At 66.7% G+C, this 22,539-nt stretch carries 24 protein-coding genes, 2 tRNA genes and 1 pseudogene; 13 read left to right on the forward strand and 14 right to left on the reverse strand.

Going from position 1 to position 22,539, the window contains the following annotated elements; genetic code table 11:
- Positions 1 to 9: 9 nt before the first annotated feature.
- Both lipE and G6N25_RS10975 read right to left on the reverse strand, forming a co-directional pair.
- Positions 10 to 1,257, reverse strand: a complete 1,248-nt coding sequence (lipE, locus tag G6N25_RS10970) for a lipase LipE (protein WP_083076154.1) — start codon at positions 1,255 to 1,257, stop codon at positions 10 to 12.
- Between the two features lie 25 nt (positions 1,258 to 1,282).
- A complete protein-coding gene (locus tag G6N25_RS10975; RefSeq protein WP_083076156.1) occupies positions 1,283 to 2,107 on the reverse strand; it encodes a crotonase/enoyl-CoA hydratase family protein in 825 nt (274 codons plus the stop codon).
- 22 nt (positions 2,108 to 2,129) lie between these two features.
- On the opposite strand from G6N25_RS10975, the pseudogene G6N25_RS23830 reads away from it, so the two are divergent.
- A pseudogene (locus G6N25_RS23830) lies at positions 2,130 to 2,219 on the forward strand (TIGR03086 family metal-binding protein); the annotation flags it as partial.
- Between the two features lie 120 nt (positions 2,220 to 2,339).
- Here G6N25_RS23830 and G6N25_RS10985 read toward each other — a convergent pair.
- The gene (locus G6N25_RS10985) at positions 2,340 to 2,801 is read right to left on the reverse strand and encodes a DUF4334 domain-containing protein (RefSeq protein WP_083076158.1); all 462 of its coding nucleotides are present in this window, start codon (positions 2,799 to 2,801) and stop codon (positions 2,340 to 2,342) included.
- A 3-nt stretch (positions 2,802 to 2,804) separates the two neighbouring features.
- Positions 2,805 to 3,878 carry a pyridoxal phosphate-dependent aminotransferase gene (locus G6N25_RS10990; protein WP_083076160.1) on the reverse strand — a complete coding sequence of 358 codons (1,074 nt, stop codon included), beginning with the start codon at positions 3,876 to 3,878 and terminating at the stop codon, positions 2,805 to 2,807.
- Positions 3,879 to 3,968: 90 nt separating this feature from the next.
- Between G6N25_RS10990 and G6N25_RS10995 the strand changes: the two genes are divergently transcribed.
- Both G6N25_RS10995 and G6N25_RS11000 read left to right on the forward strand, forming a co-directional pair.
- Positions 3,969 to 4,060, forward strand: a tRNA-Ser gene (locus tag G6N25_RS10995).
- 20 nt (positions 4,061 to 4,080) lie between these two features.
- Positions 4,081 to 4,156 (forward strand) — tRNA-Arg (locus G6N25_RS11000).
- 230 nt (positions 4,157 to 4,386) lie between these two features.
- On the opposite strand, the gene G6N25_RS11005 is transcribed toward G6N25_RS11000, so the two are convergent.
- Positions 4,387 to 4,866, reverse strand: coding sequence for a MarR family winged helix-turn-helix transcriptional regulator (locus tag G6N25_RS11005; RefSeq protein ID WP_083076162.1), 480 nt, complete (start codon positions 4,864 to 4,866; stop codon positions 4,387 to 4,389).
- 96 nt (positions 4,867 to 4,962) lie between these two features.
- On the opposite strand from G6N25_RS11005, the gene G6N25_RS11010 reads away from it, so the two are divergent.
- Together G6N25_RS11010 and G6N25_RS11015 are read left to right on the forward strand one after the other, a co-directional pair.
- On the forward strand, positions 4,963 to 5,586 hold the full coding sequence (locus G6N25_RS11010) for an NADPH-dependent F420 reductase (RefSeq protein ID WP_083076164.1): 624 nt from the start codon (positions 4,963 to 4,965) through the stop codon (positions 5,584 to 5,586).
- 73 nt (positions 5,587 to 5,659) lie between these two features.
- The gene (locus G6N25_RS11015; RefSeq protein ID WP_083076168.1) at positions 5,660 to 6,559 is read left to right on the forward strand and encodes a TIGR03619 family F420-dependent LLM class oxidoreductase; all 900 of its coding nucleotides are present in this window, start codon (positions 5,660 to 5,662) and stop codon (positions 6,557 to 6,559) included.
- A gap of 60 nt (positions 6,560 to 6,619) precedes the next feature.
- Here G6N25_RS11015 and G6N25_RS11020 read toward each other — a convergent pair whose 3' ends face one another.
- On the reverse strand, positions 6,620 to 7,618 hold the full coding sequence (locus tag G6N25_RS11020; protein ID WP_083076203.1) for a phosphotransferase family protein: 999 nt from the start codon (positions 7,616 to 7,618) through the stop codon (positions 6,620 to 6,622).
- 148 nt (positions 7,619 to 7,766) lie between these two features.
- On the opposite strand from G6N25_RS11020, the gene G6N25_RS11025 reads away from it, so the two are divergent.
- On the forward strand, positions 7,767 to 8,711 hold the full coding sequence (locus G6N25_RS11025) for a class I SAM-dependent methyltransferase (RefSeq protein ID WP_083076205.1): 945 nt from the start codon (positions 7,767 to 7,769) through the stop codon (positions 8,709 to 8,711).
- A gap of 9 nt (positions 8,712 to 8,720) precedes the next feature.
- Here G6N25_RS11025 and G6N25_RS11030 read toward each other — a convergent pair whose 3' ends face one another.
- The gene (locus G6N25_RS11030) at positions 8,721 to 9,677 is read right to left on the reverse strand and encodes a quinone oxidoreductase family protein (protein WP_083076170.1); all 957 of its coding nucleotides are present in this window, start codon (positions 9,675 to 9,677) and stop codon (positions 8,721 to 8,723) included.
- A 95-nt stretch (positions 9,678 to 9,772) separates the two neighbouring features.
- Here G6N25_RS11030 and G6N25_RS11035 point away from each other — a divergent pair, with 95 nt between their 5' ends.
- From G6N25_RS11035 to G6N25_RS11050, 5 genes are all read left to right on the forward strand, one after another.
- The gene (locus G6N25_RS11035; protein ID WP_083076172.1) at positions 9,773 to 10,183 is read left to right on the forward strand and encodes a MarR family winged helix-turn-helix transcriptional regulator; all 411 of its coding nucleotides are present in this window, start codon (positions 9,773 to 9,775) and stop codon (positions 10,181 to 10,183) included.
- Positions 10,184 to 10,502: 319 nt separating this feature from the next.
- Positions 10,503 to 10,751, forward strand: a complete 249-nt coding sequence (locus G6N25_RS11040; protein WP_179961718.1) for a hypothetical protein — start codon at positions 10,503 to 10,505, stop codon at positions 10,749 to 10,751.
- Positions 10,752 to 10,761: 10 nt separating this feature from the next.
- Entirely contained in the window at positions 10,762 to 10,917 is a 156-nt protein-coding gene (locus G6N25_RS23515) for a DUF6131 family protein (protein ID WP_169718119.1), read from the forward strand.
- A 150-nt stretch (positions 10,918 to 11,067) separates the two neighbouring features.
- On the forward strand, positions 11,068 to 11,772 hold the full coding sequence (locus G6N25_RS11045; protein WP_083076176.1) for a response regulator transcription factor: 705 nt from the start codon (positions 11,068 to 11,070) through the stop codon (positions 11,770 to 11,772).
- A complete protein-coding gene (locus tag G6N25_RS11050; RefSeq protein ID WP_083076178.1) occupies positions 11,750 to 13,285 on the forward strand; it encodes a sensor histidine kinase in 1,536 nt (511 codons plus the stop codon). Before G6N25_RS11045 ends, G6N25_RS11050 begins: the two co-directional genes overlap by 23 nt.
- On the opposite strand, the gene G6N25_RS11055 is transcribed toward G6N25_RS11050, so the two are convergent.
- Positions 13,282 to 13,758, reverse strand: a complete 477-nt coding sequence (locus G6N25_RS11055; protein WP_083076180.1) for a lipoprotein LpqH — start codon at positions 13,756 to 13,758, stop codon at positions 13,282 to 13,284. The two genes, G6N25_RS11050 and G6N25_RS11055, sit on opposite strands and share 4 nt — an antisense overlap.
- 231 nt (positions 13,759 to 13,989) lie before the next feature.
- Here G6N25_RS11055 and G6N25_RS11060 point away from each other — a divergent pair, with 231 nt between their 5' ends.
- Entirely contained in the window at positions 13,990 to 15,870 is a 1,881-nt protein-coding gene (locus tag G6N25_RS11060; protein WP_142272814.1) for an alkyl/aryl-sulfatase, read from the forward strand.
- 86 nt (positions 15,871 to 15,956) lie between these two features.
- Here G6N25_RS11060 and G6N25_RS11065 read toward each other — a convergent pair whose 3' ends face one another.
- The 6 genes from G6N25_RS11065 to G6N25_RS11090 form a co-directional block, all read right to left on the reverse strand.
- Complete coding sequence (locus G6N25_RS11065; RefSeq protein ID WP_083076184.1) at positions 15,957 to 16,931, reverse strand: NADPH:quinone oxidoreductase family protein; 975 nt, start codon at positions 16,929 to 16,931, stop codon at positions 15,957 to 15,959.
- Entirely contained in the window at positions 16,931 to 17,587 is a 657-nt protein-coding gene (locus G6N25_RS11070; RefSeq protein WP_276005224.1) for a TetR/AcrR family transcriptional regulator, read from the reverse strand. The genes G6N25_RS11065 and G6N25_RS11070 overlap by 1 nt, the downstream gene beginning before the upstream one ends.
- The gene (locus G6N25_RS11075) at positions 17,535 to 18,818 is read right to left on the reverse strand and encodes an acyl-CoA dehydrogenase family protein (protein WP_083076188.1); all 1,284 of its coding nucleotides are present in this window, start codon (positions 18,816 to 18,818) and stop codon (positions 17,535 to 17,537) included. The genes G6N25_RS11070 and G6N25_RS11075 overlap by 53 nt, the downstream gene beginning before the upstream one ends.
- A complete protein-coding gene (locus tag G6N25_RS11080) occupies positions 18,818 to 19,585 on the reverse strand; it encodes an SDR family NAD(P)-dependent oxidoreductase (protein ID WP_083076190.1) in 768 nt (255 codons plus the stop codon). Before G6N25_RS11080 ends, G6N25_RS11075 begins: the two co-directional genes overlap by 1 nt.
- Before the next feature lies 1 nt (position 19,586).
- Entirely contained in the window at positions 19,587 to 20,627 is a 1,041-nt protein-coding gene (locus tag G6N25_RS11085) for a phosphotransferase family protein (protein ID WP_083076192.1), read from the reverse strand.
- Positions 20,628 to 20,691: 64 nt separating this feature from the next.
- A complete protein-coding gene (locus tag G6N25_RS11090) occupies positions 20,692 to 21,354 on the reverse strand; it encodes a class I SAM-dependent methyltransferase (protein ID WP_083076194.1) in 663 nt (220 codons plus the stop codon).
- A gap of 128 nt (positions 21,355 to 21,482) precedes the next feature.
- Here G6N25_RS11090 and G6N25_RS11095 point away from each other — a divergent pair, with 128 nt between their 5' ends.
- Positions 21,483 to 22,091, forward strand: coding sequence for a histidine phosphatase family protein (locus tag G6N25_RS11095; RefSeq protein ID WP_083076196.1), 609 nt, complete (start codon positions 21,483 to 21,485; stop codon positions 22,089 to 22,091).
- Positions 22,092 to 22,539: the final 448 nt, after the last annotated feature.

A 22,539-nucleotide genomic window follows, 5' to 3' on the forward strand; every position in this document is an offset into this window, starting at 1 on the left:
GGCGCCCCCTCAACCCGCCGGGACCTCGGCGGCGATCCGGTCCATCAGGGCGGTGTAACGGCGGGCTTCGGGATCGCGGCCCGGCTTGCCGCTGCTGACCACGCCGGCGGCCAGGCCGCGCTGCGGGTCGGCCCAGAGGGCGACGTTGGTGAGGCCGAGGTGACCGAACGCTGCCGGCGCGTTGCGCCCGAACGGCCCAAACCGCTTCGTCCCCAGGATGAACCCGGTGCCCCAGCGAGCCGGCTGCAGGCCGATCGCGAAATCCGGTCGCAGACGCCGGCATTCGGCCACCGCACCGCGAAGCGTGTCCGGGCTCATCACCCGCACCCCGTCGAGTTCGCCTTCGTTACACCATATTTCGGCGAAACGGGACATCTCGTCGGCCGTCGACACGGCGTTGGACGACGGGACGATGGTGGTCAGGAACAGCGGACTGTTCGTGTACGGGATGATCTCGTGCACCGTGCCGCCGATGGCCTTGCGGAAGATCTGCGCCACCACCGGCGGCAACGGCCGGCCGGTGGCGTGGCTCGGCGCGACCAGGGGAAGGTCCTTTTTGGCGACGCCGAAGTTCGTCCAGCGGAAGCCCAGCGGGTCGAGGATCTCGGCGGCCAGGATCTCGCGAATCTCTTTACCCGTGGCCGCATAGATGATCTCGCGCATCAGCGGGCCCCAGGTCAGCGCGTGGTACATGTGCACCAGTCCCGGACGGTAGAGCGGCCGCAATTCGCCGAGTTGCTGTTGGACGTATTCGTGGTCGTCGGCTCGGGTGACGTCCGCCTTGGATCCGGTGGCGAAGGGAAGGCCGGCGCTGTGGGTCATCACCTGCCGGATCGTGATTCGGTGCTTGCCGTGACTGGTGAAGGTGGGCAGGTAGTCGCAGACGCGGTCGTCGAGCGAGAAGACGCCGCGCTCGACGAGCATGTGCGCGACGGTCGCGGTGATGCCCTTGGCCGCCGAGTACACACAAAACGGCGTGTCCGTCGTGACGACGACCCGCTCGGCGTCGGGTGGGTCGGTGGGCGCGTTGCCCCACCCGTGGCCGATCGCGCGGTTGAGCACGACGCGTCCGTGGCGACGGATGCACAGCTGAATCGCGGGGTGGAAGCCGGCCCGGTACCAGTGGCGCGCCGCCTGCCAAATCCGTTCGACCGCCGCGGGGTCGACCTCGGAGTGGTCCTCTTGGCCGGTCGTTGTCACGGCGTCCAGGTCGGCCGGGACGCGGATCCTGCCGTCTGGGGTCGTTGCGTTCGCCACCTCCGCGAGGGTACGTGGCGCCGAATTACTCCCCGGTGAACTGCGGCGGACGCTTGGCGAACGTCGCCGAGATGCCTTCGGTCAGGTCCTTGGACGGCAAGAAGGCCGCGTTCCAGGCGGCGACGTAGCGCAGGCTCTCCGAGACCGCCGAGACGCGTTGCTGGTCAAGAACGTCCTTGACGCCGTGCACCGTCAGCGGCGGATTGGCGGCGATCTCGGCGGCGGTTGCGTGGGCGGCGGCCAGGGTGGCCTCGGCGTCCTCGTACACGTCGTTGACCAGGCCGATCTTCTCCGCGCGGGCCGCGTCGATGTCCTTGCCGGTCAGCGCGAGTTCCCGCAGGTGTCCGTCGTTCAAGATCAGCGGCAGGCGGGCCAGGCTGCCGACGTCGGCGACGATCGCCAGTTTGACCTCCCGCACCGAGAACTTGGCGTCGGCGCTGGCGTAGCGGATGTCCACCGCGGAGATCAGGTCGACGCCGCCGCCGATGCACCAGCCGTGCACCGCGGCGATGGTGGGCGTCCGACAGTCGGCTACCGCGGTGATCGCGTTCTGCATGCGCCTGATCTCGGCGTGGAAATCCGCGCGCGGGCGGGCCAGCGCGCTGTCGGCCAGCAGCGGGGCGAACGAACCGCCCATGGCGGGGACGTCCAGGCCGTAGCTGAAGTTCTTGCCGGATCCGGTGATGACGATGGCCCGCACGTCGCGGTCGGCGTCCAGCGCCGCGAACACCTCCGGCATCTCGGACCAGAATGCGGGCCCCATCGCGTTGCCCTTGCCGGGCCCGATCAGCGTCACCTGCGCAACGTGGTCTTTCGTGTCGATGGTGACGGATTCGTATGTTTCGCCCATATCGAGACCGTAGCGTGGCGACATGCCTCGTGATTTGCGACCCGGACCAGATTCCCCGCCCTCCGACGAGCTGCACAGCGCCGAGGACACGCTGGGGGTATTGCAGCGAGTGAGCCTGCGGCTTCCAGTGTGAATTCAGGGCTTCGGGTGTGCGCCCTGGGCGGGATCTTTGCGATTTTCCCGCCCTGAGCTCACACCCAAAGCCGTCACCACACACTCAACGGCGCGGGAGCTACACCCGCTCCAGGTAGAAGTAGTAGTACCGGCCGTCATCCAGGACGCCCTTGCCGTTCATGATGCCCATCACCGCGTCATCGTCGATCTTCTTGAAGTGGTCATGCACCGGTTGACCGTCGTAGACCATGGTGGCGGTGACCTCGCCGCGGAACTCCTCCAGCCACAAGCTCGCCTCGCCCTTGCCCATCGCCACGTTGGAAAACTTGTCCCCGTCGGCGTTCACACAGACCAACGGCTGCACGTCGCCGGCCGACTTGAAGGTCTTGCCGAACCAGCGGGCCTTCTCCAATTGGCCGTTCATCTTGTGGCTGGTAAGGAACTCGCCGCCCTTCCACTCACCGATCATTCCCTCGATGGTCGCGGGCCGCAGGGTCGACCAGAATTCGTCGAGCTCGGCATCGGCGATGCGGCCGCCGCGTTCCTTGAGCTCGGTAAACTTCTTGCGGGCCAGGCTCATTCGTTACTCCTGCGATTCCGTGTGGGCAATCCAGTCGCGGGCAAACCGCAGCAGGGCGTCGTTTTCCTCCGGCGCGCCGATGGTGACCCGCACACCCTCCGGCGCGAACGAGCGCACGACGATGCGCGCGTCGGCGGCCTGCGCCACGAAGTCGTGTGTGCGAGGGCCCAGCGGAAGCCAGACGAAGTTGGCCTGCGACGGCGGCAGGGTGAAGCCGGCGTCGCGCAACCCGGCGCCGACCCGGTCGCGCTCGGCGACCACGGCGTCGGTGCGGGCCAGCAGCTCGTCGGCGGCATTCAATGAGGCGATGGCGGCGGCCTGCGAGACGCTCGTCACTGAGAACGGCACGTAGACCTTGTCCAGCGCGGTGATCAGGTCGGGGTGGCCGACCGCGTAGCCGATGCGTAGCCCCGCCAGCCCGTACGCCTTCGAAAATGTCCGCAACACAATGACATTGGCACGTGAGCGGGCCAGCGCCAGGCTGTCGGGCACCATGCCGTCGCGGATGTATTCGACGTAGGCCTCGTCGATGGCGACGAGGATGTGGGACGGCACCGCCTCGACGAAGCGGGCCAGTGCGTCCGGATCGACGACCGTGGACGTCGGGTTGTTGGGGTTGCAGACGAAAATCAGCCGGGTGCGGTCGGTGATGGCGGCGAGCATCGCGTAGAGGTCGAACGTGTGGTCGGCCAACGGCACTTTGACGGCGACAGCACCGGCGACCTGAACCTGCGGCGGATACAGCTCGAAGCTGTGCCACCCCATCACCACCTCGTCGCCGGCCGAGGCGGTGATCTGAACGAGCTGTTGGCACAAACTGACCGAGCCGCAACCGACCGCGACGTGCTCGGGTGCGAAATCCGAACCGAGGTGCTTCGCCAGCGCCGCCTTGAGCTGCAGGCAGGCGCTGTCGGGGTAACGGTTGATGCTGTCGGTGGCCCGCTCGATGGTCGCGCGAACGCTGGGCAGCGGGCCCAACACGGTCTCGTTGCTGGCCAGCTTGATCGAACCTGGGACCGTTTTGCCGGGGACGTAGACCGGCAGCCCGACCAACTCGGATCGCAGGCGGGCAGTCACTTCGACAGCATATGTCGGGGCTGTGTACGCTATGCCTCCGGCGGTTCCGGGACAGTTGGAAGTGTTCGGGTACCCTCAGGAAGTCCAGATGGAGGCGTGCCAGAGCGGCCGAATGGGGCTCACTGCTAATGAGTTGTCCCCCTTCAAGGGGACCGGAGGTTCAAATCCTCTCGCCTCCGCCACGCAAGACAACTGAAGACAGGCGCCCGTAGCTCAACGGATAGAGCATCTGACTACGGATCAGAAGGTTGGGGGTTCGAATCCCTTCGGGCGCGCCACAGGTCAGAATCACTTTCCGTCATTGTGGGAAGCGGCTCGGTCGGACGTTGACGGCAGTTTGACGAGCCCACAAAACCTTTCCCTAACAAAGCCTTTCACCTTCCAAGGAAGAACATGAAGGTTCGATTCCTGCTTACCGAAATTGTGGACGCCATGCAGCAGTAGGCCTCAATCGTGAAGATCGAAGTAGCAGCCCGATCGAGGTGGCAAATGCTCACGGCCGATGAGGCTATGAGGGCTCGTCTTCGGCGGGGTTGTCGTCTTTGGCCAGGTGGCGCAGGACTCGTTCGTTGAGGGCGGCGAGCATCTCGAGCTCAGCCGGGGTAAGCAGGTCGATGAAGTTCCGGCGGACGTCCTCCACGTGCCCGGGCGCCGCCTTCTCGATGGCGGCGCGGCCGGCCGGCAGCAGGCAGACCATGGTGCTGCGGGCGTCGTCGGGGTTGGGCTCGCGGCAGATCAGCCCGTCCTTCTGCATGCGCCGCACCTGGTGGGAGACGCGGCTCTTCTCCCAGCCCAGTGTGTTGCACAGGTCGCGGGCGGGCATGCGGTCCGCGTCGTGACCCGAGAGCACCGCGAGGATCTCGTAGTCGGCCCCCGATAGGCCCGATTCCTGCAGGCCCCGGTTCAGGTGCACGTCGAGCTGATGATGCGCGTGCTGGAAGGCCCGCCAGGCGCGGTCTTCACGAGGGTTCAGCCAGTTCGGTTCCATCAGCCTCGATATTACCCGATTGGTTGATGCATCAACAAACCAGGCTTAAGGTGGACTAATCAACCTTTTCGATCGTCAGTCACGAGAGGACACCTCATGAGCAGCATCAGCATCATCGGCACCGGAAACATGGCCCGCACCATCGGCGCGCTGGCGGTAGCGGGCGGCAACACTGTCGAGGTCATCGGCCGCGATCGGTCCAAGGCCGCTGACCTGGCCAAGGACCTCGGCGGCGGCACCACGACGGGAGAGTTCGGCGCCGTCCCGGCCGGGGACATCGTCATCGTTTCCCTGTTGTACGCCAACGTCGTTCCGGTCGTCACCCAGTACGGAGACGCCCTCGCGGGCAAGGTCATCGTCGACATCAGCAACCCCTTCAATGCCGCGGCCGACGGGATGGCCATCCCCGATGGCACCTCGATCGCACAGCAAGTTGCCAAGGCCGCCCCGGCCAGTGCCAGCGTGGTGAAGGCCTTCAACACCATCTTCGGTGTCGTCCTGGCTCAGGGCCGCCCGCTCGACGTCTTCCTCGCCGGCGACGACGCGCGCGCCAAGGCGGACCTGGCGGAGTTCATCGCGAGCCTCAAACTGCGCCCGCTGGACGTCGGCGGCTTGAACATGGCGCACTGGCTGGAGGGAACGGGCCTGGTCATGATGGGTCTCGCCCGTCACGGGGTGGGGAATTTCGACTTCGCCCTCGGCGCCACCGTTCCCGCCTGAGCGGCGCCGCCCCAGTCAACAGAGGCGCCCTGCGCGCTGAGAATGGTTGATGGATCACTGAAAGGAATCTCTAATGAAGCTTGGTTTCGCAATTCCGTTTGTCGGACCCGCTGTCAGCAGCGCGGCTGGTCTGAGCGCGTTCTGCCGCGGACTCGAGGACCTTGGCTACGACACGCTGTGGGTCGGCGATCGCCTGGTCACGCCGGTTGACATGCACAGCGTTTATCCGGGCACAGAGCAGCCGTACCCGCCGCAGATGACCCGATACCTCGATCCGGTGCTGCTGTTGACGGTCGCCGCGACGGCGACCAGCCGGGTGCAGCTGAACTCCAGCACGCTCAGCACGTTCTACTACGAGCCGGTGCACCTGGCCCGGCTGCTGACCACCCTCGACGTGCTCAGCGACGGCCGCCTCGGGGTTGGCGTGGGAATCGGGTGGATGAAGGACGAACACGACATCGCCCGCGGCGCGGACTGGAGCCGGCGCGGGCGGATGCTCGATGACCTGCTGGCGTTCCTGCACGAGTGGTGGACGACCACCCCGGTGTCCTGGGACAGCGAGTTCTTCTCGCTGCCGCCGGTCCACGCCGACCTGCGCCCGGTCCGGGCCGGCGGTCCGCCCATCTGGATCGGCGGTGCCAGCGAGGCCGCGATGCGCCGGGTCGGCCGCAGCGGTACCGGCTGGCTCGGGGTCGAGGGGCTGCAGGACGAGGTCACCGACCACTTGTGGTCGATTGCGCGGGATGCGGCGGTGGACGCCGGTCGCGACCCGGACGCGCTGAAGACGGCGATGAGGATCAACCTCGATCCGGGCACGTCCGTCGACGCTGTCACCGACAGGCTCGAAGGCCTCGCCAAGTCCGGTGCTGACGAGGCGATCATCGATGCTTTCGCACTGTTCTCCAGCCTTGACCAGATGCTTGACTTCGCCGGCCAGGTCATCGATCGATGGAGTGGTCATGGGAAAGCTTGATGGGGTGGATCGAGCGGTATGGCGCTGGCCGTTGGGGGACGGTTTGGGCGACCGTGCCGGTCAGCTCTCGTTATCGATAAGCGTGAGCGCCCGCTCGAATAGATGCACCGTGGCCGCGTGGAGCTGGTCGCCGACCGCCTTCTCGGCCTTGCCCGCGCAGGCCCGGGCCAGGGTGCCTTCGATCACGATGCCGAGCTTGAAGCAGGCCAGCACGGTGTACCAGGTGATGTGCGACAGGTCGCGGGTGGTGTTGGCGGCATAGCGCTGGAACAGGTCGTCGGTGCTGGCCAGCCCGTCCTGACCCCCCAGCGCGTGGCTGAACACGGCGGACCCGTCGGGCTGGCGCCACGTGGCCAGCAGCCAGCCCAGATCCAGCAGCGGGTCACCGATCGTGCACATCTCCCAGTCGACGATGGCGACGACGTCGGGCCCGGTGCGGGAAAACATGACGTTGGCGGCGTGGTAGTCGCCGTGCATGATGCCGGGCGTCCACGTCGTCGGCCGGTGGCGCTCCAGCCAGGCCGACACCCACTCGATTCCCGGGATCTCCGGCCCCGGGTAATTCTCGTACTCCCGATAGGACTCCAGCTCGGAAAGCCAGCGCGGCACTTGGCGTTCCAAAAAGCCGGCCGGTTTGCCGAAATCGGCGAGGCCGACGGCGACATGGTCGACGGCGCCCAGCCTGGCCAGCGCGTCGGCCATCGACAGCCCCATCTGAAACCGCAGACCGGGATCGCCCGCGTGCAACGGCGGCAGCCCCTCCCCGGCGTTGAATCCGTCGACCGGCTCCATCAGGTAGAACACCGCATCGCCGAGCACGCTGGGGTCGTCGCAGGTGGCGATCAGGCGCGGGTGCGGCACGTCGGAGCCGGCCAACGCCGCGAGGACCCTGGTCTCCCGCAGGATCACGCTGTTGCTGCGCGGACGCAGGTGCCGCGGCCCGCGCCGCAGCACATAGGGTCGTCCGGCCCGGGTGAAGCGCAGCATGACGTTCTGCGTTCCGCCGGTGACGGTGGACACGTCCTCCAGTGGGCCTTCGCCCAATCCTTGCCGCGACATCCATTCGGCCACGGCTTTCAGGTCCACGGTCGGGTCCGGCTGGTCCACGGGAAAAGCCTAGGTCACCGGCGACGAGCGGCCCTGGCCGTCCGGGGCTGGAAGAATAGTGCGCGGAACTAACTGACTTCGGGCCTGGAAGGAAATGGCGATGCCGCGTACCGACAACGATTCCTGGGACATCACCCAAAGCGTGGGAGCCACCGCACTGGGGGTTGCCGCGGCGCGTGCCGCCGAGACCGAGAGCGAGAACCCGCTCATCAACGACCCGTTCGCGCGCGTGTTCGTCGACGCCGCGGGCGAAGGCATGTGGAGCATCTACGCCGATCCCAGGCTGCTGGCCAAGGCGGTCGAACTGGAGCCCGATGTGCGGAACCGGATACAGCTGATGATCGACTTCATGGCCACGCGGACAGCGTTTTTCGACGAGTTCTTTCTCGGCGCGGCCGACGCCGGAGTTCGGCAGGCGGTGATCCTGGCGGCCGGCCTGGACGCACGCACCTGGCGGCTGCCCTGGCCCGACGGCACGGTCGTCTACGAGCTGGACCAGCCCAAGGTGCTGGAATTCAAATCCAACACCCTGCACGAGCACGGCGCGCAACCGAGGGCGCACCTGGTGAACGTGCCGATCGATCTGCGTCAGGATTGGCCAAAGGCACTGCGGGACGCCGGGTTTGACGCCTCGCGACCGGCGGTCTGGTCGGCCGAGGGGCTTGTCCGTTACCTGCCGGCGCAGGCCCAGGACCTGCTGTTCGAACGCATACATTCGCTCAGCGCGCCGGGCAGCTGGCTGGCCTCCAACGTGCCGGGCGAGGGATTCACCGATCCGGACCTCGTACGGCGGCAGCGCGAGGACATGCAGCGGATGCGGGCGGCGGCCGCCAGGCTGGTCGACGCGGAGATCACCGATTTCGACGACCTCTGGTACCCCGAGGAACGCAGGGCGCTCGACGGCTGGCTGCGCGAACACGGCTGGGATGTGTCGGCGGCGACGTTCGCGGAGCTGATGGCTCGCTACGGCCGCAGCGTTCCGCAGGGCGCCGAGGACGCGATGCCGCCGACCCTGTACGTGTCCGCGCAGCGCCGAGCCGGCTGAGCGGCTGGCTCAGCCCCAATCGCACGGCGTGATCACGATCCGCTGGTCGGTGGCGGTGTCGCCCCACGCCGCCTGGACATCGGCGAGCGGCACGGTGCGGATGTCGAGTTGGTAACCGCCGCCGCCGATTTCGGCGGCGAGGGCGGGCAGCTCCCGCAGGATGTCCCGGGTCGGGACCGACCCCTGCCCGCTTCCCACGATCTGCAGACGGACGGCGCGCAGCACCGCGGAGGGAATCTCGGCCGAAGGTCCGGCGACCGAGCCGATCTCGATCCAGGTAAGCGGCTTGCCGGGATCCGAACGGTTGCGGGCGACGCCGACCATCGCGGCGACGCTGATCGGACCCCAGAGATAGTCGATCACGACGTCGACGTCAGCCGCGGTCCGCGCGAGATCGGTTGCCGCGGTGTCGAGCTGGACGGTGGTGTCGGCCCCGAGGTCGACGAGGGTGGCGAGTCGCTCAGGGTCGCGCCCGGCGCCGATGACGTGACCGGCGCCAAGGCGCTTGGCCACCTGCACGGCCATGCGTCCCGCGCTGCCGGTGGCACCGAGAACGAGAACCGTTTGGCCAGGCCGGAAGTCGATGCGCCGGCGCAGGGCGATCCATGAGGACATGACGGGGTTCATCGCCGCGGCCACCAGGATCGGGTCGGAGCCCTCCGGGAGCACGACGCTGCGGCGTCGGTCGATGACGGTCCGCTCGGCCATCGAGCCCATTGTGGTGTCGGGCAGGACGAAGTAGCGCAGGCTCCCGTCGGGATCGCGCCCCACCCCGTCGATGCCGGGAACCAGGGGCAGCTCACCGGAAGTGGTGTAGTGCGAGCCGTCGGCCTGGGACCGCACCCGCGGGTGCAGGCCGACGGCAAGGACGTCGACCAGGATCTCGTCGGGCGTTTGCGGGCGCGGGCACGGGAACTCCCGGTAGGCCGGCGGCCTGTCGTAAGCGGCGACAACGGCGGCGTGCATCGTGCTTCTCCTCGACGTGACCAACCCCAAATTTAGGTGGCAACACCAACTAGATTAGATCGTGTTACGAACTATCGCAAGGTATAGTCGCTGCCATGGACACGGCCGACGACCTCAGGGACAGCCTGGTGCAGGCATCCTTCGCCGTGATCGCGATGCTGAATCGTGTTGCCGCCGAACATGATCTATCGCTGACTCAGCTGCGTGTGCTGGGGATATTGCGGGATCGGGAGCCGACGATGGCGGAGCTTGCTACCTACCTCGGTCTGGAACGCTCGACCGTCAGCGGCCTGATCGACCGCGCGGTTGACCGCGGACTGGTGCGCAAGACCGCCGATGCCGCCGACGGCCGGTCGGTGCGGGTCAGCCTCACCGCCGGGGCCCGGCGACTCGAGATCCGGGTCATTGCCGACATCGGCGAACTGATGGCGCCGCTGGCCGGGCGGCTCACCCCGGACGAGCGGAAACGACTCACCGCGCTCCTGTCCAAAGCCCTCGACAGCTGAGCCACCGTCAATCCCCTTTCACCGCAACGCCCCTCGCCCCGCCGCAGATCCTGGTGGGCAGCGCCGCCGGCCGTTCTTCACCACAAACCATTTCGACGGGCACCCCTCAGTGTTGGTGCGGGCCAGCCGACTGCCGGAAATCACGACGACGGAATTGGCCGAGCTGATTCAGGACGCGTGGCTGTCGCGGGTGTCGAAGCGGCGCGCCGCGGCGTGGCTCGCGGACCATTCGTAAACGCCGCGATTGGCGAGCATCAACGATGTTTAGACATGAGTCGAATGGGTATCGCTACGCCCACGGGAAGCTTTCTCGAATGCACTGGAGGTCGCCATGCGTGGTCGCGGAGTGATCGGCGCGATTGTCCTGGTGTGGCTCCTCATCGGAGTCTTCGCGGCATATCAGCGCGACTACTTCAAGGGCGGCTCAACGAGTTGTGTCACGGCGGGAAACATCGCGTTGACCGTCATCGCGGGGCCTCTCAACTACGCGGGCGTCAACCCGAAAGTCAAGGACTGCCATGTACCGCAACCCAGTTCAATGCCCAGTGGCCTAGAACCCCTCACGTAAGGAAGTCGTCATGATCATCCTCGGCATCGTCTTGCTTGTTCTCGGATTTATCTTCGGCATCCATCTGTTGTGGGTGCTCGGCATCGTCTTGCTGGTCATCGGCGCGGTGTTGTGGATCATGGGCTCGGTGGGCCGTCCGGTCGCCGGCAGGCGGTACTGGTATTAACCATCCACCGAAACACGGGTTCGCGTGATTGCTCAAGCGGTCACGCGATCTTTTCACAGGACACGCAAAGGATCGGCATAGCATCGACCCAGCCGTGCGCGGATACTGGAAGCTGTGACACAGTCCCGAACCTCAGTAGAGCGGGTTGTCATGTGCCGTGCCGACGGCAACCCGATCAATGTGCTCGTCGTTGACGACGAGCCCGTCTTGGCCGAAATGGTGTCCATGGCACTGCGGTACGAGGGCTGGAGCATCTCCACCGCCAGCGATGGATCGTCGGCGATTGCCACGGCCCGCGCCCGGCGGCCGGACGTGGTCGTTCTGGACGTGATGCTGCCCGACATGAGCGGGCTCGATGTGCTGCACAAACTGCGCGAAGAGAACCCGCAGCTGCCGGTGCTGCTGCTGACGGCCAAGGACGCGGTGGAAGACCGCATCGCCGGGTTGACGGCGGGCGGCGACGACTATGTGACCAAACCGTTCAGCATCGAAGAGGTGGTGCTGCGGTTACGGGCGCTTCTGCGGCGCACCGGGGTGACGACGGTGGACAGCGGGGCACAGCTGGTGGTCGGGGACCTGGTGCTGGACGAGGACAGCCACGAGGTGACGCGCGCCGGCGAGCCAATCTCCTTGACGTCGACCGAGTTTGAGCTGTTGCGGTTCATGATGCGTAACTCCAAGCGGGTGCTGAGCAAGGCCCAGATCCTGGACCGGGTGTGGAGCTACGACTTCGGCGGCCGGTCCAACATCGTCGAGCTCTACATTTCCTACCTGCGCAAGAAGATTGACAACGGTCGCGACCCCATGATCCATACGCTGCGCGGCGCAGGCTATGTCCTCAAGCCGGCTCGCTAGCACACGGCGCGCCTGGTCTCTTCGGCTGCGGCTGCTGGTCGGGCAGGTCGTCGTCCTGGCGGTCGTGTGCGTCGGGATCACCGCGGCAACCGAACTGGCGCTGCTGCGCCACCTGGTGGCGCAGCTCGACGGGCAACTGGCCGGGACCTCGTATCGCTCGGCACTGATGTACCCGGAGCCGAAACGTCCTGGCTGGCACCATGAATCGCACTTCTATCCGCGGCCGGGGCCTGGCCCGCGGTTCCTCGATGCGCCGGGCCAGCCCGCGGGCATGGTCGCCGCGGTGATCAGCGATGGCAAGACGGTTGACGCCGGCTACCTGACCAGCGCCGGTGCCCGGGCCGCGCTGACCGCAACCGCCCAAAGCCAGCTGGAACACATCGCCGGCAGCCGCTCGCCGGTGACGCTGGACCTCGATGACCTCGGTCGATACCGCGTGGTCGCCGCCCCGAGCCGCAGCGGGGGCGACATCATCGTCACCGGCCTGTCGATGGCCAACGTGGACGCCACGATGATCGAGATGCTGGTCATTCTCGGGGTCGTCACCGTGATCGCTCTGGTTGCCGCGACCACCGCCGGCGTCGTCATCATCAGGCGGGCGCTCGCGCCGCTGCGCCGCGTCGCACAGACCGCAAGCGAAGTCGTCGAATTGCCGTTGGACCGCGGCGAGGTCGAACTGCCCGTGCGGGTGGCCGAATCCGACGCCAACCCGTCCACCGAGGTGGGTCAACTCGGGTCGGCGCTGAACCGGATGCTCGACCACATCGCCGCCGCGCTGTCGGCCCGGCAGGCCAGCGAGACCCGGGTTCGTCAGTTCGTCGCCGACGCCAGTCACGAACTGCGCACGCCGCTCGCCGCGATCCGCGGCTACACCGAACTCGCCCAACGCATGGGCCAGGAGGGTGAGGACCGCGAGGCGGTGGCCCACGCGATGAGCCGGGTGGCGTCCGAGACCGAGCGGATCACCCGGCTCGTGGAGGACCTGCTGCTGCTGGCGCGCCTGGACTCGGGGCGGCCGCTGGAACGCGAACCGGTGGATCTGTCGCGCCTGGCCGTTGACGCGGTCAGCGACGCACACGTCGCCGGCCCGGACCACCAGTGGGAGCTGGACCTGCCCGAAGAGCCCGTGGTGGTCACCGGTGATGCGGCGCGCCTGCACCAGGTGCTGACGAACCTGCTCGCCAACGCGCGCGTCCACACCGGCGCCGGCACGGTCGTGACGACGCGGTTGAGCACCGAGCCCGCGCACACCCTGCTGCAGGTCATCGACAACGGTCCCGGCATTCCGGGGGCGCTTCAATCCGAGGTGTTCGAGCGGTTCGCCCGCGGCGATTCCTCGCGCTCCCGCAAGGGCGGCAGCACGGGGCTGGGGCTGGCGATCGTCTCGGCGGTCGTCAAGGCGCACAACGGCACGATCACGGTCAACAGCTCACCCGGTCGTACCGAGTTCACGGTGCGGTTGCCACCCAACGGGTCGCAACCGCCGCCGGCAATCCTTAGGTCAATCGGTTAGGAGCAAGTCACGTCGATTTCGAACGGCTTGTTCACCGGTTGCATCGGGTTGGCCATGTCCACGCCGGTGGCGTTGCCGGTGATCTTGTAGCTGTTGCCGTTCTTGGTGGCCGAGGCGTTGCCCTGGCCGGAACCCTGCGCGTACGCCAGCGTCACGCCGTTGACGTTGCCGAGCCCAACGGACTTCACCTGATTGTCGCCGCCGAGCACGGCTGAGATGCCGGTCGCCGTCCCGCCGATCGCGATGGTGGTGTTGCCGCCCGCCGTGGTGCAGACGACCGAGCCGGTCACGTTCTGGTTCTTCCCGTCGATGATCACCGTCGGCCCTGCGCCGCCGCCTCCGCCGGTCGCAACCGAGGCGGCGCCCGAGGAAGTCCCGGAACCGCTCGTAGTCGACTTGTTGCTCGAACACCCGGAAATACCCGCGACCAGAATTGCCGCTGCCGCTGCAGCGACTGTCAGTCCACGCTTCACCTGTTCTCCTTTACCCGACGTTGCGGTCCTCGGCATTGAGAGCCGTCAACGCAGTATGCGGGTTTGCCTGGCCGCACAAAAGGGGTTGGGCGAAAAATTCTTTTCACGCGCTGAAAGCCACCGGAAAGCTACCGGAAGGCCACCGGAAAGCCACCGCTCGTTCTTTGCCGAACGATGGCTCAAATGTATTCTTCCGGTTCGTTCCGAGGCCGGCGCGTCAATGGCAAGGTATTGCCGGTGGAACACAAACCCCCTACTGCGGTCATCGAGTCGGCCCATCGCGAACACGCGCTGCCCTTCCACGACACGGTGGATTTCGACAATGCCGATCGTGGATTTATAGCGGCCCTGTCCCCGTGCGTCATCAAGGCGGCCGACGGTCGCGTGGTGTGGGACAACGACGCCTACTCGTTTTTAGGCGGCGACGCGCCGGCGTCGGTGCACCCGAGCCTGTGGCGCCAATCGACCCTGGCCGCCAAGCAAGGCCTCTACGAGGTGGTGCCGGGCATTTATCAGGTCCGCGGCCTCGACATCTCCAACATCACCTTCGTCGAGGGCGACACCGGCATCATCGTCATCGACCCGCTGATTTCCACCGAGGTGGCGGCCGCCGCGCTGGACCTGTATCGCGCCCACCGCGGTGGTGACCGCCCCGTCGTCGCGGTGATCTACACCCACAGCCACGTCGACCACTTCGGTGGCGTGCTTGGGGTGACCTCGCAGGCCGAGGTGGACGCCGGCGCGGTGGCCGTGCTGGCGCCGGAAGGTTTTACCGCGCATGCCGTTCAGGAGAACGTCTATGCGGGCCCGGCGATGCTGCGCCGCGCGACATACATGTATGGCTCGATGCTGGCGCGCGGGCCCCTGGGCCATGTCGGCTGCGGGCTTGGCCAGGCCGCGTCCGCCGGCGAGGTGGCGATGATCGTCCCGACCGTCGACGTCCGAACGACCGGGGAGAAGCACACCATCGACGGCGTGGAGATCGAGTTCCAGATGGCGCCGGGCACCGAGGCTCCAGCCGAAATGCACTTCTATTTCCCGCGTTTCCGCGCTTTGTGCATGGCCGAGAACGCCACCCACAATCTGCACAACCTGTTGACCCTGCGGGGCGCGCTGGTGCGTGACCCGCGCGCCTGGTCTGGCTACCTGACCGAGGCCATCGACGCCTTCGCCCGGCGCGCCGACGTGGTGTTCGCCTCTCACCACTGGCCAACCTGGGGACGAGACGCCATCGTGGAATACCTGTCGCTGCAACGCGATATGTACGCCTACCTGCACGACCAGACGCTGCGGCTGCTCAACCGGGGCTACACCGGCGTGGAGATCGCCGAGATGTTCGAGATGCCGCCCGCGTTGGAACGGGCCTGGCACACCCGCGGGTATTACGGGTCGATCAGTCACAACGTCAAGGCGGTCTACCAACGCTACATGGGTTGGTTCGACGGCAACCCGGCTCGCCTGTGGCCCCAACCCCCGGAAGCCCTCGCCCCCCGCTACGTCGACGCGATGGGCGGGATCGACCGGGTCGTCGAACTCGCCCGGGAGGCATTTGCTTCCGGTGACTTCCGTTGGGCCGCGACGCTGCTCGACCACGCGATCTTCACCGACAGCGAGCACGCCGCGGCACGCGCGCTGTACGCGGATACCCTCGAGCAGCTGGCCTACGGTGCCGAGAACGCGACGTGGCGCAACTTCTTCATGAGCGGGGCGGCCGAATTGCGCGACGGCAACTTCGGCACCGCGGGCCAAGTCGCCTCCCCGACAATGCTTTCCCAGCTGACGCCGGAGCAGATCTTCGACAGCCTCGCCATCCGCGTCAACGGGCCCCGCGCCTGGGACCTCGACCTCGCCGTCGACCTCACCTTCGCCGATTCGGCGACCAACTACCGGATCGCCCTGCGCAACGGCGTGCTCGTCCACCGCGAGGCGCCGGCCGACCCCGCGACGGCGACCGTTACGGTGAGGCTGGACAGCAAGTTTCGCCTGCTCGCGGTGGCGACGGGTGACTTCGCCGCGCCAGGGCTGGATATCTTCGGTGACCGGGCGGCGCTGCAGGCCCTGCTCGGTGTGCTCGACGAACCGGACCCGAATTTCAACATCGTCACCCCGTAGTAGGTAGCGCGAGCAGACGCAAAATCGCACGCCAGGTGCCCTGGCGGTGCGATTTTGCGTCTGCTCGCGCTATTAGCGCGCGGGTACTAGGGCGCGACGTCGATGACCACCTTGCCCAGCACCTTGCGTTCGGCCACCTGCCGCAGCGCCGCCGGCGTTTCGGACAAGGGGAAACGCGCGCCGATGTAGGGCCGGACCGTGCCGTCGGCGAACATCCGCGACAGCTCGGCCACGTCGCGCACGGCGTCGTCGGGCCGATCGCTCATGAAGGTACGGATCTCCATGCCCTGGATCGTGATTCCCTTGAGCAGAACCAGATTGAGCGGGATGGACGGGATGGTGCCGGAGGCGTAGCCGAGCGTGACGAAGGTTCCGCCGCGGGCCAGGCCGCGCAGCGCGGGCTCCGCATACGGCCCGCCAACCGGGTCGAGGATCACCCGGGCCGCGTCGCCGGTGAGCTCCCGGATGCGCGACTTCAGGTCCTCCCGGCTGTAGTCGACGGTGGCCTCGGCGCCACGCTGCCGGCACAGCTCAAGCTTTCCCGGACCGGACGCAGCGGCCAGCACCCGAGCCTTCATGGTCACCGCCAGGTCGACGGCGGCCAGACCCACCCCGCCTGCGGCGCCCAGGACGACCACCCAGTCCCCTTGCGCGACTTCGGCGATCGATCGCAGCGCGTGGTAGGCGGTGCGGTAGGTGACGCCGAACGCCGCGGCTGAGGCGAAGTCGACGCCGTCGGGTATGAGCGCCGCCGATCCCGCGTCGAGCAGGGCCCGCTCGGCGAATGCCCCGGTCGGGGTGGTGGCGAAGACCCGTTGGCCCAAACGAAACGGCGCGCCTTCACCGACCGCGACCACCTCACCCGCCAGTTCGCTGCCCGGGGTGAACGGGACCGGAATCTTGACTTGGTACTTGCCGGCGATGAGCAGCACATCGGGGAAGTTGACGGCCGCGGCGTGCACCCGCACCAGCACCTGGCCGGGACCCGGGACGGGCTCGGCAATGTCGTCGATGACCAGGTCCTCCGGCGCACCGTACGAACGGCAGACCACCGCACGCATCAATTGACTCCCAGCCCAGCTAAACAGAACCGCACCACGTGTGCGATGTCGTCGGGGCCGGGCCGGTCGGCCGAACCCACGTATCGCCGCATCGTTGCGGTTGTGCAGCAAAACACCGCCTCGACGTCGCGATCAACATCGGCGCCGCCCAGCGCGGTGACCGGCTCGATCAGCAGGTCCCGCAGCGGCCGCAGCATTTCCCGGTCGGCCGCTCGCCAATTGGCGCCGGCCGACATTTGTCCGGCCGCCGCACGGCTTTTGCTGACCAGGTGCGGATCGGTGACTTGAGCCAGCGTGCCCTCGATCCAGCGCGCGATCTTGCCCCGCGGCGTGGATTCCTTGGCCATCTGATGCTGAAGGTAGGACATGACGATCGCCACCCCACGTTCCATCACCGCCAGGATGAGATCGTCCTTGCCGGCGAAGTATCGGTAGAACGCCTTATTCGACGAGCCGGCCTCGGCGACGATGTCGCTGACGCGAGGAGGTTCGGGCGCGGCCCGTTCCATCACCCGCACCGCGGCGGCCAGGATGCGCTCGACCTCCTCGGTGGCCTCCCGCTGCCGGTCGTCGAGCGCCCGCTCGACGGCCGCGGTGACTCTGCTAGTGGTCAACGGGGTCACCGTATTTGGCGCGAGCGGCCGCGCGGCGAACATCCAGCAATTCGCTGGGCCACTCGGCGTCTTCGGCCTCGTACTCCTTGAGGAGTGTCCGAGCCAGGTTGACCTTGTGCGCTTCGGTCGGCCCGTCGGCCAGACCGAGCGCGATGCCGCCGAGTAGTACGTTGACCAGTGGCAGCTGGTTGGTGAGCCCGAGCGCGCCGTGTACCTGGATCGCGCGTAACGCAATCGATTTGAGTACTTGTGACGCGAGGATCTTGCATGCTGCGATCTCGGCGCGGGCGGCTCGCTCGTCGCCATTGTCGATCAGCCACGCGGCGTGCAGCACGGTCAGCCGAAACGGTGTCAGCTCGGTGTAAGAGTCGGCTACGAACTCTTGCACCAACTGCTTATCGGCCAGCGAACTGCCTTGGGTGAAACGGCTTTTCGCACGGCGCGACATCATCTCGACGGCGCGCTGCGCCATTCCGATGGACCGCATCGCGTGATGCAGCCGACCGCCGGCCAGTCGGGTCTGCAAGATCAGGAAGCCCTGACCGGGTTCGCCGAGCAACGCGTCCGATCCCACCCGCACGTCGTCGTAGTGCACCAGGGAATGCCCGGGTTCGTGCGGATCCGCGCCGACCAGATGGTGAGTGGCTGCCACGATCAGGCCCGGTGTTCCGGCCGGGATCAGGAAGGTCGACGCGCCGCGATGGACGGGCACATCGGGATCGGTGATGGCCACGACGATGAAGAACGACGCGACAGTGGCGTTGGAGGAGAAGTACTTTCGCCCGGTGATGACCCAGTCGTCACCGTCCCGGACCGCGCGGGTGGTGAACACTCGCGGATCGGCGCCGCCTTGCGGTTCCGTCATCGAGAAGCAGGAAAAGATCTCCCCGGACAGCAGGCCGGCCAGGTAACGGTCCTTCTGGTCCTGGGTGCCGAAGCGGGCGATGATCTCCGCATTGCCGGTGTCGGGTGCTTGTGTTCCGAAGGCGATCGGCGCCCACGGGCTGCGGCCCAGGATCTCGTTGATCAATGTCAGCTTGACCGCACCGAAGCCCTGCCCGCCGAGCTCGGGGCCCAGATGCGGTGCCCACAAGCCGTTGTCGCGGACCTGCTGCTTGAGTGGATCGACGATCCGTCGGCGCTCGTCGTTCAGCGGCAGGAATTCGCAGCCCGGGAACAGCACCTCGAGCGGTTCCACTTCCTCGCGCACAAACTCGCGGATCCAGTCCAGCTTCTTCTCGAACTCCGGTTCGGTGGAAAAGTCCCAAGACATCAGGGAATCCCGCCGTCGGCACGCAGGATCGAACCGGTCGTGAAACTGGACGCGTCGGAAGCCAGGAACAGCGCGGCGCCAACAATTTCACGCGGGTCGCCGGCGCGTTGCAACGAAAGGTGGCTGAAATTGTTGCCTCCAGCGTCGGGGTCGAGGTTCCAGGCCTTGCTGACGTCGGTCAGGTAGGGCCCAGCCATCAGCGTGTTTACCCGCACCGTCGGTCCGAACGCCTGTGCCAGCCCCTCGGTCATGGCGTTGAGCCCGGCCTTGGCCGCGGCGTAGGGAATGATGCCGCCGTTGGGACGTAGCGACCCGGTGGAACTCACGTTGATGATGGACCCGCGGCCGGCGACCACCATCCGCTCGCCCACCAACGCCGATAACCGGAAGGGCCCCTTGAGATTCAGGTTGACCACCGCGTCGAACAGCTTCTCGGTGACGTCGGTCAGCTTGTCGTAAAGCGGCGACATGCCCGCGTTGTTGATCAAGGTGTCCACCTTGCCGAACCGCTCGTAGGTGGCATCGACCAATCCGTCCAGCTGATCCCAGCGTCCCACGTGCACCTGATAGGGCATGGCGGAGCGGCTGGTCTCGGTCTCGATTTCCTTGGCGGTGGTCACGCAGTTGTCCATGTTGCGGCTGGCGATCACCAGGTCGGCGCCGCAGTGCGCGGCGGCGAACGCCATTTCGCGTCCCAGGCCGCGGCTGCCGCCGGTGATCAGGATCACCCGATCGGTCAGATCGAAAAGCTCGTCCGCATAACCCATTTCAGTTCCCCTTGCTGGAACGCGCTAGCTCGGCCGCCGTGGCGATCAGCTGCGGAATCATCGCGCCGAAGGCGTCCTTGATCTTGGGGTCGACCTTCCCGGTGCGCACGCCCGTGGCGTAGGTCTTCTCCAGCACGATGCCGAGCTTCCAGTTGGCCAGCACCAGGTAGTAGTCGATGTTCTCGGTGGAGAGCCCGCTGATTTTCTCGTAGTGCTCCAGCAATTCGCTGCGAGTGGGCATGCCGCGCATGTCCAGATAAAACCCGTCGTCGCGGGGATTTTCACCGTCATAGCCCAGCAGCGCCCAGGCGAGATCCAGCAGCGGATCGCCGACCGTCGTCATCTCCCAGTCCACGATCGCGGCCAGCCGGGCCGGCCCACCGTGGGCGAACATCACGTTGGCGAACTGATAGTCGCCGTGCATGATTCCCGGCTTGTAGTGCGCGGGCCGGTTACGGCGCAACCAGTCGGAAGCCTCGTCCAGGCCGGGGAGATCGCGCACCTTGTAGGCGTCCAGAAACGACAGCCAGCGATCGACCTGGCGATCGTGGAATCCGTCGGGGCGGCCGAAGCCGTCGAGTCCTTGGGCGCGCCAATCCACCCGGCCCAGCTTGGCGGCGCCCTCGACGAGCTGAAACGCCAGCTCACGTCGCGCGTCCAGGTCGGTGTTGAAAGGCGCCTGCCAGCCGCCGTCCATCGGGCTCCACCCGTCGATGGCCCGCATCACGTAGAACGGCATGCCCAGCACGGTGCCGGTGTCGTCGGCGGCGATGAGCGCCGCGTGCGGCACATCGGTACCCGACAGGGCCCGTACCAGCCGGATCTCGCGCAGCAGGCCGTCGATGCGGGCCGCGTCGGCGCGAGCGCCGGGCATCCGCAGCACCATGCGCTCCGACCCGCGCGCAATCAGATACAGCGTGTTCTGCGAACCGCCCTTGAGCTGCTCCAGGACCGGCTCTTCGCCGCTTCCCGGGGCGCCGTTCGCGTCCAGCCATCGACCAAGAACACCCTGGTCCAGCTGGGTTTCACCGGCAGTCGTCATTGTCCGCACACCCTACTCTCCGCGCTGAGAATAGCATTCTCTACGGGCGGGGACTAGCCGCCGATTACGCAGGCTTGTGCGCGCTGAGCAGGAATCCCGGCACGATGAAGTGGCCCTCGTCGTCGTATTCGGCGTTCGCCAGTGGACTATCGGCAACCGCATCGGCGTTGCCGTAGACCTTGGCGGGGCGCAGGTCGTCGACCCGCCAGAGCGACGAAACTGCTTCGTGCAGCTCGGTTTCGGTGAAGCCGCGCGGGCCGGGCCGGTCGCCTTCGTTGCCCAGCGCGCCGGCGGCAAAGGCCAGGATGTACAGAGCCGCGCCCGGCGCGGCGGCCAAAAAGATCGACTCCAGGTAGTCGTGGCGTTTCTCCGGCGGCAGTGCGTGGAACAGCCCGCTGTCCAGGATGGTGGCGAAGCGACCGTCGTAGCCGCGGAAGTTGGTGACGTCGGCCGTCGCGAACGTTGCCGTCGTCAGTCCCTGTGCGGCGGCCGACGCGGCCGCGGCCTCGATCGCCGTTGCGCTGGCGTCCAGGCCGACCACCGTGTAGCCGCGGGCCGCGAGCGCCAGCGATAGGGCGGCGTGGCCGCAGCCGGAATCCAGCACATCGCTGCGGACCTTGCCCTGTTCGATGAGAGCTGCGAGTTCGGGCTGCGGCTGGCCGATGCTCCATGGAGGTGGTGCTTCCCGTTGGTATGAGGCGTCCCAATCCATGTTCGGCTGGTTCATCTGTCCCCTCCTTTGAGACCTTCGGCGACGCCATTGTGCGCCCGCCGGGAAAGGTGACGCCAGCGCCCGCGTGCGAGGCTTAGCGCGGCTAACCGATCGCCGAGCCGTCCAACCGAGGGGACACCGCCATGCAAGTGCTTCTGGTCCGGCATGCGTTGCCGCTGCGCAGCCAACACGGCGAGGGCTCCGACCCGGACCTGTCGGAAGAAGGTGTGGCGCAGGTCGAACGGCTGCCCGGCGCACTCGCCAGGTTTCCCGTCTCCCGGGTCGTGAGCAGTCCACAGCGCCGTGCCATCCAAACCGCTGAACCGGTCGCGGCGGCATTCGAGCTAGCTGTCGAGGTCGACGACCGGTTCGCCGAATATGACCGCGACCTTCCGGTGTATATCCCGGTCGAGCAGATCCGTGAGGAAAACCCGCGGGAGTGGGCGCGATTGGCCCAGGGGCAACTGCCCAGTGCGGTCGACGAACATGCTTTCCGGGCACGTGTCCGCGCCGCGGTGGAGGACCTTATCGCTGCCGCCGACCCCGAGGACACGGTTGCGGTGTTCAGCCACGGCGGAGTGATCAACCTGCTACTGCACGAGATTCTGGGGACGGCCCGGTTGTTGTCCTTTCCCGTGGACTACGCGTCGGTGACCCGCCTGCTGTACTCGCGCTCCGGCCAGGCGACAGTGGCGGGGGTCAACGCGGTCGAACACGTGTGGGACCTGTTGCCGCGTAATCAGCGGTGGTGAACATGTCTTGTGACTGCTCGAATCTGACCTTCCAAGTGCGAGCTGGATGACGAGCTGTACGTATCTGAGAAGAACCTGAGTCGGCGGGACTTTCGACAGACATTTGCCGATCACTTCGAGAGCACGAAGCCCAGCAACCTCTGCGAAGTAGATAAATACCTGGCATACGCGGTGTTATTGCGTGTTTCAGCAACCCTGATTCGAGGCTCCGATAGTTCAGTTTGAAAGTACCTGTCGGTAACAAGTGAGACCCGCGCCCGCTCCCCACTCACGATAGCTACGCCCATTGCCATAGGACCATTTGACAAGTCATATAGTGAATTACTTGGTTTGCTGCGGCACGCTTCGGAAGCGTGTCTCCGACACGTCGTGGTCGTCCTCGCCCCTCAACACAAACCTGAGAAAAAGCCGGGATTACCCCAACCTTCGCGATCCCCTGGTTGACGCG

The sequence above is a fragment of the Mycobacterium heidelbergense genome, from assembly GCF_010730745.1.
GTDB lineage: Bacteria > Actinomycetota > Actinomycetes > Mycobacteriales > Mycobacteriaceae > Mycobacterium > Mycobacterium heidelbergense.

Coding starts and splice junctions, on each gene's coding strand:
- G6N25_RS10975 (WP_083076156.1), bottom strand. CDS start 2,107: ATGGGCGAAACATACGAATCCGTCACCATCGACACGAAAGACCACGTT.
- G6N25_RS10985 (WP_083076158.1), bottom strand. CDS start 2,801: ATGAGCCTGGCCCGCAAGAAGTTTACCGAGCTCAAGGAACGCGGCGGC.
- G6N25_RS11005 (WP_083076162.1), bottom strand. CDS start 4,866: ATGGAACCGAACTGGCTGAACCCTCGTGAAGACCGCGCCTGGCGGGCC.
- G6N25_RS11010 (WP_083076164.1), top strand. CDS start 4,963: ATGAGCAGCATCAGCATCATCGGCACCGGAAACATGGCCCGCACCATC.
- G6N25_RS11015 (WP_083076168.1), top strand. CDS start 5,660: ATGAAGCTTGGTTTCGCAATTCCGTTTGTCGGACCCGCTGTCAGCAGC.
- G6N25_RS11020 (WP_083076203.1), bottom strand. CDS start 7,618: ATGTCGCGGCAAGGATTGGGCGAAGGCCCACTGGAGGACGTGTCCACC.
- G6N25_RS11025 (WP_083076205.1), top strand. CDS start 7,767: ATGCCGCGTACCGACAACGATTCCTGGGACATCACCCAAAGCGTGGGA.
- G6N25_RS11030 (WP_083076170.1), bottom strand. CDS start 9,677: ATGCACGCCGCCGTTGTCGCCGCTTACGACAGGCCGCCGGCCTACCGG.
- G6N25_RS11035 (WP_083076172.1), top strand. CDS start 9,773: ATGGACACGGCCGACGACCTCAGGGACAGCCTGGTGCAGGCATCCTTC.
- G6N25_RS23515 (WP_169718119.1), top strand. CDS start 10,762: ATGATCATCCTCGGCATCGTCTTGCTTGTTCTCGGATTTATCTTCGGC.
- G6N25_RS11045 (WP_083076176.1), top strand. CDS start 11,068: ATGTGCCGTGCCGACGGCAACCCGATCAATGTGCTCGTCGTTGACGAC.
- G6N25_RS11050 (WP_083076178.1), top strand. CDS start 11,750: ATGTCCTCAAGCCGGCTCGCTAGCACACGGCGCGCCTGGTCTCTTCGG.
- G6N25_RS11065 (WP_083076184.1), bottom strand. CDS start 16,931: ATGCGTGCGGTGGTCTGCCGTTCGTACGGTGCGCCGGAGGACCTGGTC.
- G6N25_RS11070 (WP_276005224.1), bottom strand. CDS start 17,587: ATGTTCGCCGCGCGGCCGCTCGCGCCAAATACGGTGACCCCGTTGACC.
- G6N25_RS11075 (WP_083076188.1), bottom strand. CDS start 18,818: ATGTCTTGGGACTTTTCCACCGAACCGGAGTTCGAGAAGAAGCTGGAC.
- G6N25_RS11080 (WP_083076190.1), bottom strand. CDS start 19,585: ATGGGTTATGCGGACGAGCTTTTCGATCTGACCGATCGGGTGATCCTG.
- G6N25_RS11085 (WP_083076192.1), bottom strand. CDS start 20,627: ATGACGACTGCCGGTGAAACCCAGCTGGACCAGGGTGTTCTTGGTCGA.
- G6N25_RS11090 (WP_083076194.1), bottom strand. CDS start 21,354: ATGAACCAGCCGAACATGGATTGGGACGCCTCATACCAACGGGAAGCA.
- G6N25_RS11095 (WP_083076196.1), top strand. CDS start 21,483: ATGCAAGTGCTTCTGGTCCGGCATGCGTTGCCGCTGCGCAGCCAACAC.